Genomic DNA, 16,546 nt, shown 5'->3' on the forward strand with positions numbered 1-16,546 from the left:
CCCCGTGCGCCTTCACCCCTTGGGGCGACCACCTGTTGGCGAAAATTCACCCATCCATGCAAATGTCACCAAGCCGTGGACAATAGGCCCATGTCATCCATTCCCATGTTCACAGAACCGACGCTGCATACCGACCCGGCCGACGCGCTGGCGCAGGTACAACGCATTTATCAACAGCAGATCAACCTCCTGCGCGATGCGATGCAGCGCTTTGTGGCAGGGGAGACTCCGCCCGAGCATGTGCGCGCTTACTACCCGTTCGTGCGCATGCAGACATCGACCGTGGCGCGCACGCCTTCGCCGTTCGCCTACGGTTTTGTCGAAGGCCCGGGAAAATATGAAACCACGTTGACCCGCCCCGATCTGTTCGCCAACTACTACCTCGAACAGTTCCGCCTGCTACGCGCCAGCCATAACGTGGAGCTTGAAGTCGGCCTGAGTTCGCAGCCGATTCCCATCCACTTCTCGTTCGCCGAGCACGACCATATCGAAGGTGCCCTCTCGCCCGAGCGCCGCATGCTGATGCGCGACGTGTTCGACCTGCCCGACCTGTCCGCGATGGACGACGGCATCGCCAACGGCACCTGGGAGGCCAGGCCCGGCGAGGCCCAGCCGCTGTCGCTGTTCACCGCGCCGCGCGTGGACTACTCGCTGCACCGCCTGCGGCACTACACCGGCACACAGCCCGAGTGGTTCCAGAACTTCGTGCTGTTCACCAACTACCAGTTCTACATCGACGAATTCGTGCGCCTCGGCCAGGCCGAGATGGCCAGAGAAGACAGCGAATACATCGCCTTCATCGAACCCGGTAACGTCGTCAAGCGCCGCAAGGGCTTGACCGCCAAGCCCGGCGACGAACTAGGCGTGGCCCCGCCGCGCCTGCCGCAGATGCCCGCGTACCACCTCGTGCGTGCGGACGGCAGCGGCATCACCATGGTCAACATCGGCGTCGGCCCCGCCAACGCCAAGACCATCACCGACCACATCGCCGTGCTGCGCCCGCATGCGTGGATGATGCTCGGCCACTGCGCGGGCCTGCGCAACAGCCAGCAACTGGGCGACTACGTGCTCGCCCACGCCTACGTGCGCGAGGACCATGTGCTCGACGAAGAACTGCCGCTGTGGGTGCCGATCCCCGCGCTTGCCGAAATCCAGATGGCGTTGCAACAAGCCGTGGCCGACGTGGCGAAGGTGCCCGAAGATCAGCTCAAGCGCATCATGCGCACCGGCACGGTCGCCAGCACCGACAACCGCAACTGGGAACTGCTGCCCGACAACAAACCGCAGCGCCGTTTCAGCCAGAGCCGCGCTGTGGCGCTGGACATGGAAAGCGCGACCATCGCGGCGAACGGGTTCCGTTTTCGCGTTCCTTATGGGACGTTGCTGTGCGTTTCGGACAAGCCGTTGCATGGGGAGATCAAGCTGCCCGGGATGGCGAATCATTTTTATCGCGAGCGGGTGGATCAGCATTTGCGCATTGGCATGCGGGCCATCGACATCCTGCGGGATGGGGGGACGCAACGATTGCATAGTCGCAAGTTGCGTAGTTTTGCTGAAGTGGCGTTTCAGTGATTCTTTTGCTTTTTTGGCAGGGGCTAGGTGGTTGATTTCGGGTGCCGGGTGTTCGCCCCGGCGGGCGAGTAACTTTTTGCTTGCGCCAAAAAGTCACCAAAAATCGCTTTTCAATACCCGCGGCAGAACTCACTTCGCGCCAAAGGCGCTCCGTTCGGGCAACCGCCGCGAGTCAGTGTTTTCATAAGAGGTATGTCACGGCACTTTGCTTCGCTCGTGCTGCATCTCGCGACTGCGCGAGATGCCCGGGTGCAAGCCGCGCGACGAATTGAACTCTCGCGCTAAAACGTCAATTTTTTCCGTCGCGATACTCGCGCCTCCGCTGCTGCACCGCAGAGTGCAGCAGCGCCCTCCCCAGCTTTTGATCTGACTCACGATAGTTGCCCGAACGGCGCGCCTACGGCGCAAAGTGAGTTCTATCGTGTGACCCCGCATTCAAGCGCGCTTTTGGTGACTTTTCGCGCGCCAGCGAAAAGTTACTCGCCCGCCGGGGCGAACACCCGGCACCCGCAATCAAACAAACGACAAATCAAGAAGCAGCAGAACGAATCAAGTCGATGGCCTTCTCAGCCATCATGACCACAGGCGCATTCGTATTCCCACTCACCACCCGAGGCATCACAGAAGCATCCACCACCCGCAGCCCCTGCACGCCATGCACGCGCAACTGCGCATCCACCACATCCATCGGCCCAGTCCCCATGCGACACGACCCGACAGGGTGGTAAATCGTGTCGGCATAGTTGCGGATGTACTCGGCAATCTGCTCATCGGTCTGCGCGTTGGCGGAATAGTCCAGCTCCTTGCCGCCCAGATTCTTCAACGCAGGCTGCGCCAGAATCTTCCGCATGGTCTTCACCGCACCGATCATCTTCTGCATGTCTTCCGGATCGGCAAAGAACGCTGGGTCGATCAACGGAGGAGCCAGTGCATCGGCGCTGGCGAGCGTCACGCGGCCTCGGCTTTTGGGTTGGAGCAGGCAGACGTGACAGGAGTAGCCGTGGCCCCAGACGGTCTTGCGGCCATGATCGAGCAGTTTGCCGACGACGAAGTGCAATTGCAGATCGGGAACGGTTTCGCTGTCGCTGCTTTTGATGAAGCCGCCTGCTTCGGCAAAGTTGGTGGTCAGCATGCCGGTGCGTTTCGAGTTCCATTCAAAAGCTGCGCGCACCAAACTCGCCGTGCCTTGGAGCGAGAGGCCGAAGGAGTCGGTGAGCTGCGGGCCGTCGACCACGGTCACGACGTCGGGGTGATCGTGCAGATGCTCGCCCACACCGGGCAGGTCGTGCACGACGTTGATGCCTAGCTTCTGCAGATCCGCGCCGTTGCCAATGCCCGAGAGCATGAGAATTTGCGGCGACAACAATGCGCCCGCACTGAGCAGCACCTCGCGCGTGGCGCGTTCGGAGTGCAGCGCGCCGCCCTTGAAATACTGCACGCCCACCGCGCGCTTGCCGTCCATGAGCACGCGCGTGACTTGCGCGCCGGTCACCACATGCAGGTTGGAGCGCGAGGACAGATGCGGCGTGAGATAGGCCTTGGCGGCGCTGAATCGTTCGCCATTCTTGTGCGTGACCTGGTACAGCCCCACGCCCTCGAACTCAGGGCCGTTGAAGTCGTTGTTGTGCGCATGGCCTGCCTGAATACCGGCCTGCACGAACGCATGGCTCAGCGGGTTCGGGCTGCGCAGATCGGCCACGTTGAGCGGCCCGCCCGTGCCGTGCAGATCATCAGCTCCGCGCTCGTTGTTCTCGGCGCGTTTGAAGTACGGCAGCACATCGCTCCAGCCCCAGCCCGCGTTGCCCTGTTCGGCCCAGTGGTCGTAATCGCTCGCATGGCCGCGCGCGTAGATCATGGCGTTGACGGAGCTTGATCCGCCCAGCGTCTTGCCGCGCGGCTGATAACCACGCCGCCCGCCCAGACCCGGCTGCGGCGTGGTCGAAAGCTTCCAGTTGTTGGCACCGGTCTTGGCCATCACGGCAAGGCCCGCCGGGCAGTGGATCAGCACACTGCTGTCCGGCCCGCCCGCCTCGATGAGGCAGACCCGCACCTGCGGATCCTCGCTCAAACGCCCCGCCAACACAGATCCCGCCGAACCCCCACCCACCACGATGTAGTCGAACATGTGACACCCGTCTCCGTTGAAAAAGCGTATCCGCGCGTTTTTGCCGATACCATGTATGGTTGCGCTGCAGCAATGATGGAAAAGATCCCTGCGGCCACCTACCAACCCATTTTTTGTTTTTCTCTACAAGGCAGACTTTATATGACGATTTCTACCGTGGGCATCATTGGCGCTGGCACGATGGGCAATGGCATTGCGCAAGCGTGTGCAGTTTCCGGCATCAACGTGGTGATGGTGGACATCTCCGACGCAGCCGTGCAAAAGGGCATCGCGACAGTGAGCGGCAGCCTCGACCGACTGATCAAGAAGGAAAAAATTTCCGAAGCCGACAAGGCTGCAGCGCTGGCACGCATCAAGGGCTCGACCAACTACGACGACCTGAAGGCCACGCAGATCGTGATCGAAGCCGCAACCGAAAACTTCGATCTCAAGGTCAAGATCCTCAAGCAAGTCGACGCCCTGCTCGCGCCCGAAGTGATCCTGGCATCGAACACCTCGTCGATCTCCATCACCAAGCTGGCAGCCGTCACCAGCCGCGCCGACCGCTTCATCGGCATGCATTTCTTCAACCCCGTGCCGATGATGGCGCTGGTGGAAATCATCCGTGGCCTGCAGACTTCCGACGACACGCACGCAGCGGTGAAGACCCTGTCCGAGCGCCTCGGCAAGAGCCCCATCACCGTGAAGAACGCCCCCGGTTTTGTGGTCAACCGCATTCTGGTGCCGATGATCAACGAAGCCTTCTTCGTGCTGGCCGAAGGCTCCGCCACCGCCGAAGACATCGACGCCGGCATGAAGCTCGGCTGCAACCAGCCCATCGGCCCACTGGCGCTGGCCGACATGATCGGCCTGGACGTGTGCCTGGCCGTGATGGACGTGTACCTGGAAGAGTTCGGCGACAGCAAGTACCGCCCCTGCCCGCTGCTCAAGGAAATGGTGGCCGCAGGCCGCCTGGGCCGCAAGACCGGTCAGGGCGTGTACAAGTACTGACAGGAACAGGAAGAGGAAAAGGCGCAACCACATCTCGCGAAGTCGCGAGATGAACCCGGCACGAGCGAAGCAAAGTGCCGTAACGCACCTCTTCCAGACTGACTTGCGGCAAGCTGTCTGAACGGAGCGCCTTCGGCGCGCAGAGAGTTTTGCCGCAGGTATTCCAAGCGCATTTTTGGTTCCTTATTGTGCGCAAGCAAAAAGGGACTCCGCCGCCGGGCGGAACTCCCGGCCTCCGTAAACAAAGACACAGCAGCAAAAGAAAAAGAAGCACAGCCAGAGGGACCCTCAGTCAAAGGAGAAAAGCAAATGCCCGCTCCCAACCCCTTCAAAGCCGCCCTCCAATCCGGCCAGCCACAGATAGGCATCTGGTCCACCCTCACCTCCCCGCTGGTGGCAGAACTCCTCGCAGGCTCAGGCTACGACTGGATCCTGCTCGACACCGAGCACGCCCCCAACGACGTCCCGTTGATGGTCCCCCATCTGCAAGCAGTGGCTGCAACAGGCAAGCCCACCCACCCCGTTGTCCGCCCCGCGTGGAACGACCACGTCCTCATCAAGCGATACCTCGACATCGGCGCGCAAACGCTGCTGATCCCCTTCGTGCAAAACAAAGAGGAAGCGCAAGCGGCAGTGAACGCCATCCGCTACGCGCCCCACGGCGTGCGCGGTCTCGGCGGATCGGTGCGGGCTTCCAACTTCGGCCGTGACGCCCACTACATCCGCGACGCCGAAAAGGAGCTGTGTCTGCTTGTGCAGGTCGAGACCAAGGAAGCCCTCGCGCAGATCGAAGCCATTGCTGCGGTCGATGGTGTGGACGGCATCTTCATCGGCCCATCCGATCTGTCGGCCAGCATGGGGCATCCCGGCCAACCGAACCACCCCGAAGTGCGCGCCGCCATTGACGACGCCATCGTCCGCATTCGCGCGACGGGCAAGGCGCCGGGCATTCTGCAGGTCAACGAGGAACGCGCCCGCGAATGCCTTGCGCTCGGCGCGCAGTTCGTCGCCGTGGCGCTCGACATGGTGCTGCTGCGCGAGGCTGCCGATGCCTGCGCCGCGCGATTCAAAAAACAAGGCGACGACGGCGCTGCGCCGATCGCACGCAGCACCTACTGACGCCCGCAAAGCACCACTAAACCACTGGGGATTGCAAGCCTGGAATCAGCTAGTGCCCTCATCATGTATGGATAGCCACTCGCATACCGCATGAAATACGCCCTCCTCGCTGATCTGCACTCCAACCTGCATGCGCTGGACGCGTGTCTCGAACACGCGCGCGCCCACGATGCGCAGCAGTTTGCGTTTCTCGGCGATCTGGTCGGCTACGGCGGCAGCCCCGCGCAGGTGCTTGATCGCGTGATGGCGCTGGTCTCCTGCGGCGCGCTGTGCGTGCGCGGCAATCACGAGCACATGGCGCTCAACCCACCCACCGTCATTCGCCAGATGCAGGACGAAGGCGCGGCCTGGACGCACGAGCAACTGCAGCCGCTGCACCGCAGTTTTCTGGAGAATCTGCCGCTCACCACCAAGCTGGAGCAGGACGTGCTGCTCGCCCACGCCAGCGCCGATTCACCCGGCAACTGGCATTACGTGAGCGACAGCGGTGCGGCCGAGCGCTGCATGCGTGCGGCGTCCGCGCAGGACGAGTCCATCCGCTATGTCTTCGTCGGCCATGTGCACACGCAGTCGCTGTATTTTCTGACGCCCACGGCCAAGCTCATGCGCTTCAACCCCGAGCCCGGCGTGCCCGTGCCCGTGCCGCCGCATCGGCAGTGGCTGGCGGTAGTCGGCTCCTGCGGCCAGCCGCGCGACCGCGATCCGCGCGCCATGTACGCCATGTACGACAGTGACGCGGCCACGCTCACGTTTCACCGCGTGGTCTATGACCACATGGCTGCGGCGACGGCAGTGCGCCAGACGCACGCCTTGCCGCCGCACTTTGCCGATCGGCTGGAATGGGGGCTTTGAAAAAAACACGCTTGCTGGATTGAAGACAAAAAAACAAAAAGCGCAGAGGCACAAAAGAACGCCTCGCCGCATGGTTGATGGATTGAATAGTTTCGCCCGCTCCTTCACGTCCTCGTTCGTTCGCTCGACATGAAAATGCTGACTCCGGGAACCGAGATCGATGGTTTCATCGTTCATGAATGCGTGCATGCGGGGGGCATGGCGCATATTTATCACGTGACCTTCGCGCAGACTTCGCGCGATCCGGGCTTTCCGCTGGTCATGAAAATTCCGCGCATGGCCACGGGCGATGGCGCGGAGAACATCGTGAGCTTCGAGGTGGAGCTGCTGATCCACCCCGCGCTCTCGGGCCCGCATGTGCCGCGCTTCGTGGCGGCAGGCGATCTCACGCGGCTGCCCTACATCGTCATGGAATACCTCGAAGGCCAGACGCTGCAGCACTGGATCGATGCCAACCCGCGCGCCGCCTTCGACGAGATCACGCTGATCGCCAACGCCACGGCGCTTGCGGTGCATAGCCTGCATCAGCAGAACTGCTGCCATCTCGATCTCAAGCCCGCCAACGTGCTGCTCAAGCCCGATGGCACGGCGGCGCTGCTCGACTTCGGCCTGTCGTGTCACGCGCACTATCCCGATCTGCTGGCTGAGGAAATGCGCAACGCCGTGGGCTCGCCCGCGTGGATTGCGCCCGAGCAGATCGTGGGCGTGCGTGGTGATGTGCGCAGCGACATCTTCGCCATCGGCGTGATGCTCTACGAAATGCTGACCGGCGAGCTGCCCTTCGGCGCGCCGACCACGCAAGGCGGCCTGCGCCAGCGCCTGTGGATGACGCCGACACCGCCACGCCAGTTGCGCGAGGATGTGCCTTCGTGGCTGCAGGAAATCATTCTGCGTTGCCTCGAACCCGAGGCCGCACAGCGCTACCCCTCGGCCGCGCATCTGGCCTTCGATCTGGCGCACCCCGAGCATGTGCCCGTCACCGAACGCGGCGAGCGCAAGAGTGCGCCCGGTGCGCGCTCGCAGTTCAAGCGCTGGATCAAGGCCGCAGGCATGCACTACCAGCCCAGCCCGTTGCCCAAGGAGCAGTTGCAGGAAGTGCCGATTCTCATGGTCGCCGTGCCGCACCAGGACGTGAGCGACGCGACCATGTATTCGCTCAGGCAGGCAGTGAATCGCTCACTCGGCATCCGGCCCGGCGCGCGGCTGGCGTGCGTGACGGTGATCTCGCCATCGGCCAGCAACACCAGCCAGCACGAACGCAGCGAAACCACGCTGCATCGCACGCATCTTGCGCGGCTCAAGCAATGGGCGGCCACGCTCGATCTGGTCGGTCACAGCGCGAGCTGTCACGTGCTCGAATCGGGCGACGTGGCGAGCGCGCTGATCCGCTACGCGCGCGGCAACCAGGTCACGATGATCATCATGGGCGCGGCCACGCACGGCCTGCAGATGCAGCGTTTTGTCGACACCGTGCCGATCCGCGTGGCGCGCGATGCGCCGTGCACGGTGATTCTCGTGAAGCAGCAACTGCCGTTTCATGCGCTGGCCGCAGCGCCCGCCGCCGACGAAGCAAGCTACACCGAAAGCCGCTCCGCCATGTGATCGCGAGGGCCATCGTCGGCTGCGACAATAGGCCGCATGCACAACGACGACCACGATGACGCTTCCTCCGCAAGCAGCGCGCAACATGCTTATTCGGCCCTCACGCCTGACTTGGTGCTGGACGCACTGGCCGGGCTCGGCATGTATGGCGATGGTCGCCTGATGGCACTGGGCTCGTACGAGAACCGCGTGTATCAGGTCTCGCTCGAAGACGGCGCGCGCGTGGTCGCCAAGTTCTACCGACCCGAGCGCTGGAGCGACGCGCAGATTCTTGAAGAGCATGCCTTCGCCCTCGAACTTGCGACTGCCGAAGTGCCGATGGTGGCACCGCTCATCATCAACGACAGGACGCTGCACCATCACGCCGGATTCGCCTTTTCGGTGAGCCCATGGCGCGGCGGACGCACGCCGGAGCTCGATGATTTCGAGACGCTGGAATGGATTGGCCGCTTTCTCGCGCGCATCCACACCGTGGGCAGCAAGCACCCGTTTGTGCTGCGCCCGACGCTCGATGTGCAGAGCTTCGGCATCGACAGCCGCGACTGGTTGCTCTCCAACCAGTGCATTCCGCTCGATCAGGAAAGCGGCTGGCGCAAGGCCTGCAACGAGGCGCTGGCGATCATCACCGAGAAGATGAACGCGCACCGCTTCACGCAGTTGCGCCTGCATGGCGACTGCCATCCGGGCAATGTGCTGTGGACGCCGGTCGACGACAACGGCCACGGCCACGGCGGCCCGCACTTTGTCGATCTGGACGACGCACGCATGGGGCCTGCCGTGCAGGATCTGTGGATGCTGCTGTCGGGCGAACGCGCGCAGCGCAGCATGCAGCTATCCACGCTGCTCGAAGGTTATGAACAGTTCCGCGACTTCGACCGCCGCGAACTCGCGCTGATCGAGCCGCTGCGCACGCTGCGCCTGATCCACTACAGCGCATGGCTGGCGCGGCGCTACAGCGATCCGATCTTTCCGATCAACTTCCCGTGGTTCGGTTCGAGCGACTACTGGCGCGGCCAGACCGACATGCTCATCGAGCAAATCGAGGCCATGCAGGAAGAGCCGCTGATGGTGTGAGCGCAGACGAGTGCGCGTGATTCAGCGCGCGCCGGCTGCAGTCAGAATCTCGACCATCGCCTGCTGTTTGCGCTGGCGCGCATGCGCCAGCGGCGTGACACCATCCTTGTCCGCCAGATTCACATCGGCACCGGCGGCGATCACGTCGCGCACGATCTGTTGGTGCGGCGCTCCGCCATCGCTCAGCAAAATGGCTTCGAGCAGACAGGTCCAGCCGAGGCGGTTCACATGGTTCACGTTGACACCCGCGTCCATCAGCGTCTTGGCGGTCGCCACATGTCCGCGTTCACAGGCCGGAATCAGCGCCGTGCCACCGTAGCGGTTGGTGCTCTTCAAATCTGCGCCGCGCGAGAGCGTCATGCGCAGGATTTCGAGGTTTCCACGCGCACCGGCGAGCAGATAGGCGCTGTCCTGCTGCGCGTTCTGAATGTTCACGTCCGCACCATGCAAGATGAGCGAGCGCGCCACCTCGATGTGATTGCCCGCAGTCGCCAGCAACAGCGGCGTGTTGCCTTGCGCGTCCTGCGCATTCACGGGCGCGTCCTTGGCCAGCAGTTTTCGCACGGCCTGTACGTCACCCGCGCGTGAGGCTTGGAGCAGTTGCTCGCTCATCCAAGCCTTGTCGGCAGAACCCTGGGCCGCAGCTGCCATCGCGCTCAGTGTCAACAAACCGGCCATCAGAATTCGCGCAGCCAATGTCGATCCGGCTGGCGATTTCGCTTGGGCGTGCATCACTTATTTCTTGCCGCTCGCGGCTGGCTTGGCCTTGAGCGAGCGCTTCCAGCCATTGACGATCACATCGCCAAAAAACTTGCGGTCCAGCAGCAACCACACCAGCACCGGAGCCAGCGTGGGCAACACCAGCACGCCGACCTGATAACCGAACACGATGGCTTCGACCTGCCACTGATCGACGCGCAGCGTACGAATGTCGAGCTTGGCGGCGACCAGCACCTGCATGAGCAGATACATCACGAGACTGAAGCTCTGAATCGGCAGCAGGATCAGATATCCGCCAATCGCCTTGGACAAACGCCCCGGCGCACGGTTGGCCGCATAGGCAGCCAGCACCAGCGCCAGAAAGATCGGCAAGCCAAACGCATAGCGCCCGGGATCGGCATCCACGACCAGATCGGCGATCTGCCCGCCCGCATTCGGCACAGCCACGCCGACACTGGTATCCACCTCGATCTGCCCCGGCTTCTTGTGCACTTCGCGCACCCACATCGGAGCGACTTCATGCAGAGCCACTTCGGACAGCACGGCGATCGGATAAGAGACCCACGGCGTGAGCTTGGTCCACAGCAACGTGATCAGCACGATGCCCGCAAAGGCGAAGATCGCAAAACGCGGAAGCACCTTGCTCTTGGTGGCGGGCACGTCCTCGTTGCTGGCTTGCTGCGCTGTCGTTGCTGCTGTCGCTGCGGTTGTCGTCGTTGCCTGATCAGTCATGTTGTCAATACTCCCACTCCATCCCTCTCGTTGACATCAACGCGTCAGACCGATGGCCGTGGCCGTGCGTGCGGCGACAGGTCCAGCGAATGGCTGACGGTACCTTCTCCATGGCCCATGCGCGGAGCCGTCGACACCACGGGCGGGGCGGGTGGCTCGTCCGGTGGAGGGGGTTCGTTGGCCGCGCGCTCCTTGGAGCCCGCGCGCACCCACAGCAGCCAGACGATCAGCACGTCCAGCATGATGAGCGCTTGCCAGAGGAATTCGTGTGCGAAGTTGAACACCGCCATGTTCCACTGACCGAGGTAGAACAGGCTGATCACACGCACCACATTGAGTGCCTGAATGGCGAGAAAGCCGACGAAGAATCCCACAATTTTGTGACGCCAGCTTGACGGAAAAGCGATGATGGCCGCGAACAACACGATGCAGGCCTCGATGCCGTTGCAGCCCGCCTCGATGGACACGCCAAAGCCGGTCGCGCTGTTCCACAGCACCTTGCCCTGCGCGGTGGCCGTGTCGTCAAACCAGACCACGAGTTCGGAACAGATCTTGGCCAGCAACGCCGTCCACGGCAGCACGATGTGCTGCTGCACCCAGTTCAGCATGTTCAGGCCGAACAGCGACAGCTGGATCGAAAGGAATAACAGGAAAAAGCGCAACATAGTTGTGTATGGCTCTCAAATTTCATCAGGCAAAAAAATGCCGTGCAACCCAAGGTTACACGGCATTTTCGTCCAAACGGCAATTTCAGGCCATCACTGACGTTTGTTCAGGGTTTTGCCCCTCACACCAGCAACGCGTTCACACGCTTCACATACGCGGCAGGGTCTTCCGGCATGCCGCCTTCGGCGAGCAGGGCCTGGTCGAACAGGATGTGCGCCAGATCATTGAAGTGCACCGAGCCGTCAAGCTTCTTGACCAGCGGGTGCTCGGGGTTCACTTCCAGCACGGGCTTGGACTGCGGAACCGGCTGACCGGCCTGCTTGAGCATGCGGGCGAGTTGGGCGCTCATGCCACCGTCCTGCACCACGATGCAGGCGGGTGAATCGACCAGACGCGTGGTCGAGCGCACGTCTTCGACCTGATTCTTGAGCGCTTCCTTGAGCTTGGCGAGCAGCGGCTTGAAGGCTTCGGCGGCCTCTTCGGCAGCCTTCTTCTCGGCGTCGTCCTGCAGCTTGCCCAGATCGACCGCGCCCTTGGCGACGGACTGCAGCGGCGTGCCATCGAATTCGGTCAGGTAGTTCAGCGCCCACTCGTCCACGCGGTCGGTCATGAGCAGGACTTCGATGCCCTTCTTCTTGAACACTTCGAGTTGCGGGCTGTTCTTGGCAGCGGCCAGTGTGTCGGCGGTGATGTAGTAGATGGCGTCCTGGCCGTCCTTCATGCGCGCCTTGTAGTCGGCGAACGAAACGCTCACGGAGTCGCTCGTCGTCGATGCGAAACGCAGCAGCTTGGCAAGGCGCTCGGCATTGCCGAAGTCTTCGCCCAGACCTTCCTTGAGCACGGCACCGAATTCGCTGTAGAACTGGGTGTACTTGCCTTCCTTGGCCTTGTCAGCCTCGTCGATCACATCCGTCACGCCGTCGGCGTTGGCCGTGACTTCATGCTTGTCGTGCTTGGCCAGGTCTTCCAGCATCGAGAGCACGCGGCGCGTGTTGCCGTCGCGGATCAGGCGCACGTCGCGGCTTTCCTGCAGCAGTTCGCGGCTCACGTTCAGCGGCAGATCGGCGGAGTCGATCACACCCTTCACGAAGCGCAGGTAGGTGGGCATCAGCGCTTCGGCGTCGTCCATGATGAACACGCGCTTCACATACAGCTTCACGCCCGCCTTCTTGTCGCGGTTCCACAGATCCATGGGCGCGTGCGAGGGGATGTACAGCAGCTGCGTGTACTCGGTGTTGCCTTCGACGCGGTTGTGGCTCCAGGTCAGCGGCGCTTCGTGGTCGTGGCTGATGGCTTGGTAGAAGTCGACGTACTGCTCTTCGGTGATGTCCTTCTTGGGGCGTGTCCACAGCGCGCTCGCCTGGTTCACGGTTTCCCATTCGCCGGTCTTCACCATGTCGCCGGGCTGGTCGTTCTCGCCTTCCTTCCACTCTTCCTTTTCCATCATGATGGGCAGGCTGATGTGGTCGGAATATTTGCTGATCAGGCCCTTGAGCTTCCAGTTGTTGAGGAACTCTTCGGCGTCTTCGCGCAGGTGCAGCGTGATGGAGGTGCCGCGTTCGGCGCGCTCGATCTGCTCGACCTCGAAGTCGCCCGAGCCGCCGCTGATCCAGCGCACGCCGTCCGCCGCTGGCAGGCCCGCACGGCGCGACTCCACGGTGATCTTGTCGGCCACGATGAAGCCCGAATAAAAGCCCACGCCGAACTGGCCGATGAGTTGCGAATCCGACTTCTGATCGCCCGAGAGCTTGCTCATGAAGTCCTTGGTGCCGCTCTTGGCGATGGTGCCCAGGTTGTCGATGGCTTCCTGCTCGCTCATGCCGATGCCGGTGTCGGCGATGGTGATGGTGCGGGCCTTCTGATCGAAGGACACACGCACTTCCAGATTCGGCTGGCCTTCGTACAGATCGGGCTGGTTCAGCGCCTCGAAACGCAGCTTGTCGCAGGCGTCCGACGCGTTGGAGATCAGCTCGCGCAGGAAGATTTCCTTGTTGGAATACAGCGAATGGGTGACCAGATGCAGCAGCTGCGCCACTTCGGCCTGGAAGGAATGGGTGTGTTTGTTGCTCATGTGATGGTGGAAAAGAAAGAACTTTTCATGCTGCGCGCCGCCTCCGGAGCGCGCACCAGCGCTTGTTTTCGTCTTCGCGCTCGGTCCGGAAGACAAGTCGGTGCGCGAAGTGCTGGCAATCAGATGGGGCCCGGGCCTTGGCTTTCAAGACCCGAACGGTTTCACTCGAAGCGCTCGTTTGGCCCCAGATAGCGCCACTGCCCCACCGGCAGGTTGCCCAGCGTGATCTTGCCGATGCGGATGCGCTTCAAGCCCACAACCTTCAGGCCCACCTGTTCGCACATGCGGCGAATCTGGCGCTTCTTGCCTTCGACCAGCACAAAGCGCAGTTGCTCGGGGTTCTGCCAATCGACCTTGGCGGGCTTGAGCGGCTGGCCATCGAGCGACAGACCGTGGTTGAGCAGCGCGAGCTTGTCCTCGGGGAACACCGAGCGCACATCCTTTTCGCGGTCCTCGTAGATCACGCGGACCAGATATTCCTTGTCGACCGAAGAACTTTCGCCGATGAGCTGGCGCGCGATGCGGCCGTCCTGCGTGAGCACGAGCAGGCCGACGGAGTCGATATCCAGCCGCCCGCAAGGCGCAATGCCGCGCAGTTGCGTGGGCGTGAAGCGGTTGCGGCTGGTGTCGTCGCGCCAGTGGGTGCGCGGATTGATCAGCGCCACCGCAGGCGTGTGGCCGTCTTCGGCCTGACCGCTCACATAGCCCATGGGCTTGTGCAGCAGGATGGTGACCTGCTGCTCCTGCTTGCCCTGCGCGGCGCGGTCGACCTCGATGCGATCTTCCGGACCGACCTGCAGCCCCATTTCAGCCACCATGCCATTCACACGCACCCAGCCGTTGGCGATCCAGTCGTCGGCTTCGCGGCGCGAGCACATGCCCTGATCGGCCATGCGCTTGTTCAGGCGGATCTTGTCGGTGGGCTCCTTGCGGATCACGGGCGGGGCCTGACGCGCGGCGGAGGCGCCGTTGGCGGGCGCGGTCCAGGTGTTGGCGCGCGGCTTGGGCTCGAAAGCGGGTTTGCCGCCGAAACCGGCAGGCTTGGGGCGAGCATTGTCGGCGGGCGCACGGGCAGGAGCGCGGGTCGGCGCAGCGGCTGCGGGCGCAGGCGCGGCCTTGGCCGCCGGGCGCTTGAGCGCCAGACGTGGGCGAGCTGCATCAGCAGGCGCGTTGGCGCTGTCTGCTGCTGGTTTTTGTGAGGATGGCTTATCGGGCATGGCCCGTATTGTCTCAAGCTCGGGGCAGGCGCGTTGCCGACTCGGGCTTAGCGGGCCGAAATCAGCTGACTTCGGCTGATTTCAGCCCCTTCAGGCGATCTGGACGGACGCGCCCGACGCATCGACCACATCGCTGCGCATGGCCGACGGATGCGCGCTGCGCTTGATGCGACGGCCCCCCACGCCACTCGTGGCGAGGTCCTGCGTGAACATGCCGGTGCGCAGCGCCTGCAGATCGAGCACGCGCACGCCGCCATATTCCACGCTGATGGCGCGGTGTTCTTCGAGCGCCGAAAGCGCCTCGTTCACGCGCTGGCGCGACAGGCCGACGATGTAGGCCAGCTCCTGCTGGGTGATGCGCAGAATCTCGCCCACGGCCGGGTACAGCACCGGGTTGAACAGCGCCGCCAGACTGCGCGCCACGCGCACATCGGGGTTGGCCATGCGGTCGATTTCGCGTGCGGCGATGAACTGGGCCAGCCGCTCGTTGAGCTGGTTCATCACGAAGCGGTTGAAACCGATCGAGTGATCGAGCAGCCAATGGAACGTGTCGATGGGCAGCCCCGCCACCAGACTCTTGCGCAGCGCCTGGATGTTGTAGCGATAGGGCTCGCGCTTCATCGCCGTGCCCTCGCCGAACCAGCCGCCAGGAGGCACGCCAGTGAAGGTCATGGTGAGGCCATCGGCGTTGTCGGCGCTCATCTTGAGCAGCCCTTCGACCACGCCGAACCAGTAGGTCACAGGCCGACCGACGCGGCAGACATAGTCTCCGCGCAGGGCGTCGCCCACGACCAGCGAGGCGACGGCGCGCTCACGTTCGTTGGAATTGAGAGGACGCAGCCATGGAATCCCGTCCAGCTCATGCATGGAGGGAAGGCGACGACGTTGATGCAGCGAGAGCTCTTGACTCATAGCGCGAGAGCATGGCTCAGGAAGCCCACTTATAGGAAGGGGGGATAACCCCATCGCGTTGCGAGCGTGCTGCGCTCACAACGCGAGCCGAACGCCGGGAATCAAGGCAGCGCGTAGCGATAGCCGCGAAACGCCCAGATCGTGCGCGCGTTTTCGATGCGCTCCAGCACGAGGCCCGGCCCCGCCGAATCGCCTTCATGCAACACCTGGCCGTTGACGATCACCATGCGGTACTTGGGATTGGTCGAATAAGTGATGCCTGCGAGCTGCAAGCTGGGCAGTTGCTCGCGCACGGCGGGCGGCAAGTTGGCGACGTTGTAGACAGGCGCTGCGGGAGCCGCAGCCACGGGAGCCGGTGCGGGTGCTGGCGCAGCGTTGTTGAATGACGCAGCGTCGGCAGGCGCAGCCATCTTGGCCTGACGCGCTGCTGCCTCTTCACGCTTGGCAGCAGCGGGCGTGGGAGTTGGCGTTGGCTGCGCCACAGGCTTGGGCGGCGCGGGCGGCGGTGGGGGCGGCGGCGTCACATCGATTTCGATGGGTGCGGGAGCGTCGCTCTTCACCACCACCGGAGCAGGCGCAGGAGTGGGCACTGGCTCAGGAATTGCCACCGGTGCAGGTGTGGGCGCGGGAGCAGGCACCGCGGCTGGCACCTGCGCCACCACCACCGGCTGATGCGTTGCACCCTTGGGCCCGAACTGCAACCACGCAAGCGCGAGTGCTGCGACACCGGCTGCACCGGCAATCAGCCATGCGCCGCGATGGCCGCTGCGGGGCTCGGGCGTTTCCTTGGCCGAAGGCACGGTGACGGACTGCGTGTGCAGACCCGGCACGCTACCCCTGCCCCGTTCAGCTTGTGCGCGCTTGAGCGCATCGAGGATGTATGACATGGGTAAC

14 protein-coding genes are annotated in these 16,546 nt (G+C 63.2%); 6 read left to right on the forward strand and 8 right to left on the reverse strand.

From position 1 onward, the window contains the following. Window positions 1-90 precede the first annotated feature (90 nt). Entirely contained in the window at window positions 91-1,572 is a 1,482-nt protein-coding gene (locus G7048_RS08115; RefSeq protein ID WP_166067644.1) for an AMP nucleosidase, read from the forward strand. Between the two features lie 529 nt (window positions 1,573-2,101). Here G7048_RS08115 and G7048_RS08120 read toward each other — a convergent pair. Next, window positions 2,102-3,697 (reverse strand): GMC family oxidoreductase, encoded by a 1,596-nt coding sequence (locus G7048_RS08120; protein ID WP_166067645.1) that lies wholly within the window; start codon window positions 3,695-3,697, stop codon window positions 2,102-2,104. A 141-nt stretch (window positions 3,698-3,838) separates the two neighbouring features. On the opposite strand from G7048_RS08120, the gene G7048_RS08125 reads away from it, so the two are divergent. The 5 genes from G7048_RS08125 to G7048_RS08145 all read left to right on the forward strand — a co-directional run bounded on the left by G7048_RS08125 (window position 3,839) and on the right by G7048_RS08145 (window position 9,334). Next, complete coding sequence (locus tag G7048_RS08125) at window positions 3,839-4,687, forward strand: 3-hydroxybutyryl-CoA dehydrogenase (protein ID WP_166067646.1); 849 nt, start codon at window positions 3,839-3,841, stop codon at window positions 4,685-4,687. A gap of 309 nt (window positions 4,688-4,996) precedes the next feature. Further along, window positions 4,997-5,806: an aldolase/citrate lyase family protein gene (locus G7048_RS08130; protein WP_166067647.1), complete on the forward strand. Its 810-nt coding sequence runs from the start codon at window positions 4,997-4,999 to the stop codon at window positions 5,804-5,806. A 90-nt stretch (window positions 5,807-5,896) separates the two neighbouring features. Continuing rightward, window positions 5,897-6,658, forward strand: a complete 762-nt coding sequence (locus G7048_RS08135) for a metallophosphoesterase (protein ID WP_166067648.1) — start codon at window positions 5,897-5,899, stop codon at window positions 6,656-6,658. A gap of 129 nt (window positions 6,659-6,787) precedes the next feature. Then, on the forward strand, window positions 6,788-8,260 hold the full coding sequence (locus tag G7048_RS08140; RefSeq protein ID WP_166067649.1) for a bifunctional serine/threonine-protein kinase/universal stress protein: 1,473 nt from the start codon (window positions 6,788-6,790) through the stop codon (window positions 8,258-8,260). Window positions 8,261-8,296: 36 nt separating this feature from the next. Beyond that, window positions 8,297-9,334 carry a serine/threonine protein kinase gene (locus tag G7048_RS08145; protein WP_166067650.1) on the forward strand — a complete coding sequence of 346 codons (1,038 nt, stop codon included), beginning with the start codon at window positions 8,297-8,299 and terminating at the stop codon, window positions 9,332-9,334. Window positions 9,335-9,355: 21 nt separating this feature from the next. Here G7048_RS08145 and G7048_RS08150 read toward each other — a convergent pair whose 3' ends face one another. The 7 genes from G7048_RS08150 to G7048_RS08180 all read right to left on the reverse strand — a co-directional run bounded on the left by G7048_RS08150 (window position 9,356) and on the right by G7048_RS08180 (window position 16,539). Further along, on the reverse strand, window positions 9,356-9,985 hold the full coding sequence (locus G7048_RS08150) for an ankyrin repeat domain-containing protein (RefSeq protein WP_240933300.1): 630 nt from the start codon (window positions 9,983-9,985) through the stop codon (window positions 9,356-9,358). A gap of 84 nt (window positions 9,986-10,069) precedes the next feature. Then, a complete protein-coding gene (locus tag G7048_RS08155; protein WP_240933215.1) occupies window positions 10,070-10,786 on the reverse strand; it encodes an exosortase H-associated membrane protein in 717 nt (238 codons plus the stop codon). 44 nt (window positions 10,787-10,830) lie between these two features. Next, a complete protein-coding gene (gene xrtH, locus G7048_RS08160; protein ID WP_166067652.1) occupies window positions 10,831-11,451 on the reverse strand; it encodes an exosortase H in 621 nt (206 codons plus the stop codon). Between the two features lie 122 nt (window positions 11,452-11,573). Further along, window positions 11,574-13,523 (reverse strand): molecular chaperone HtpG, encoded by a 1,950-nt coding sequence (gene htpG, locus G7048_RS08165; protein WP_166067653.1) that lies wholly within the window; start codon window positions 13,521-13,523, stop codon window positions 11,574-11,576. Window positions 13,524-13,684: 161 nt separating this feature from the next. Further along, window positions 13,685-14,740 (reverse strand): pseudouridine synthase, encoded by a 1,056-nt coding sequence (locus G7048_RS08170; RefSeq protein WP_166067654.1) that lies wholly within the window; start codon window positions 14,738-14,740, stop codon window positions 13,685-13,687. A 90-nt stretch (window positions 14,741-14,830) separates the two neighbouring features. Then, the gene (locus G7048_RS08175; RefSeq protein ID WP_166067655.1) at window positions 14,831-15,652 is read right to left on the reverse strand and encodes a Crp/Fnr family transcriptional regulator; all 822 of its coding nucleotides are present in this window, start codon (window positions 15,650-15,652) and stop codon (window positions 14,831-14,833) included. A 101-nt stretch (window positions 15,653-15,753) separates the two neighbouring features. Beyond that, entirely contained in the window at window positions 15,754-16,539 is a 786-nt protein-coding gene (locus tag G7048_RS08180; protein WP_166067656.1) for a general secretion pathway protein GspB, read from the reverse strand. Between the last annotated feature and the right edge of the window lie 7 nt (window positions 16,540-16,546).

Origin of the sequence: Diaphorobacter sp. HDW4B (genome assembly GCF_011305535.1) — a bacterium.
GTDB lineage: Bacteria > Pseudomonadota > Gammaproteobacteria > Burkholderiales > Burkholderiaceae_C > Diaphorobacter_A.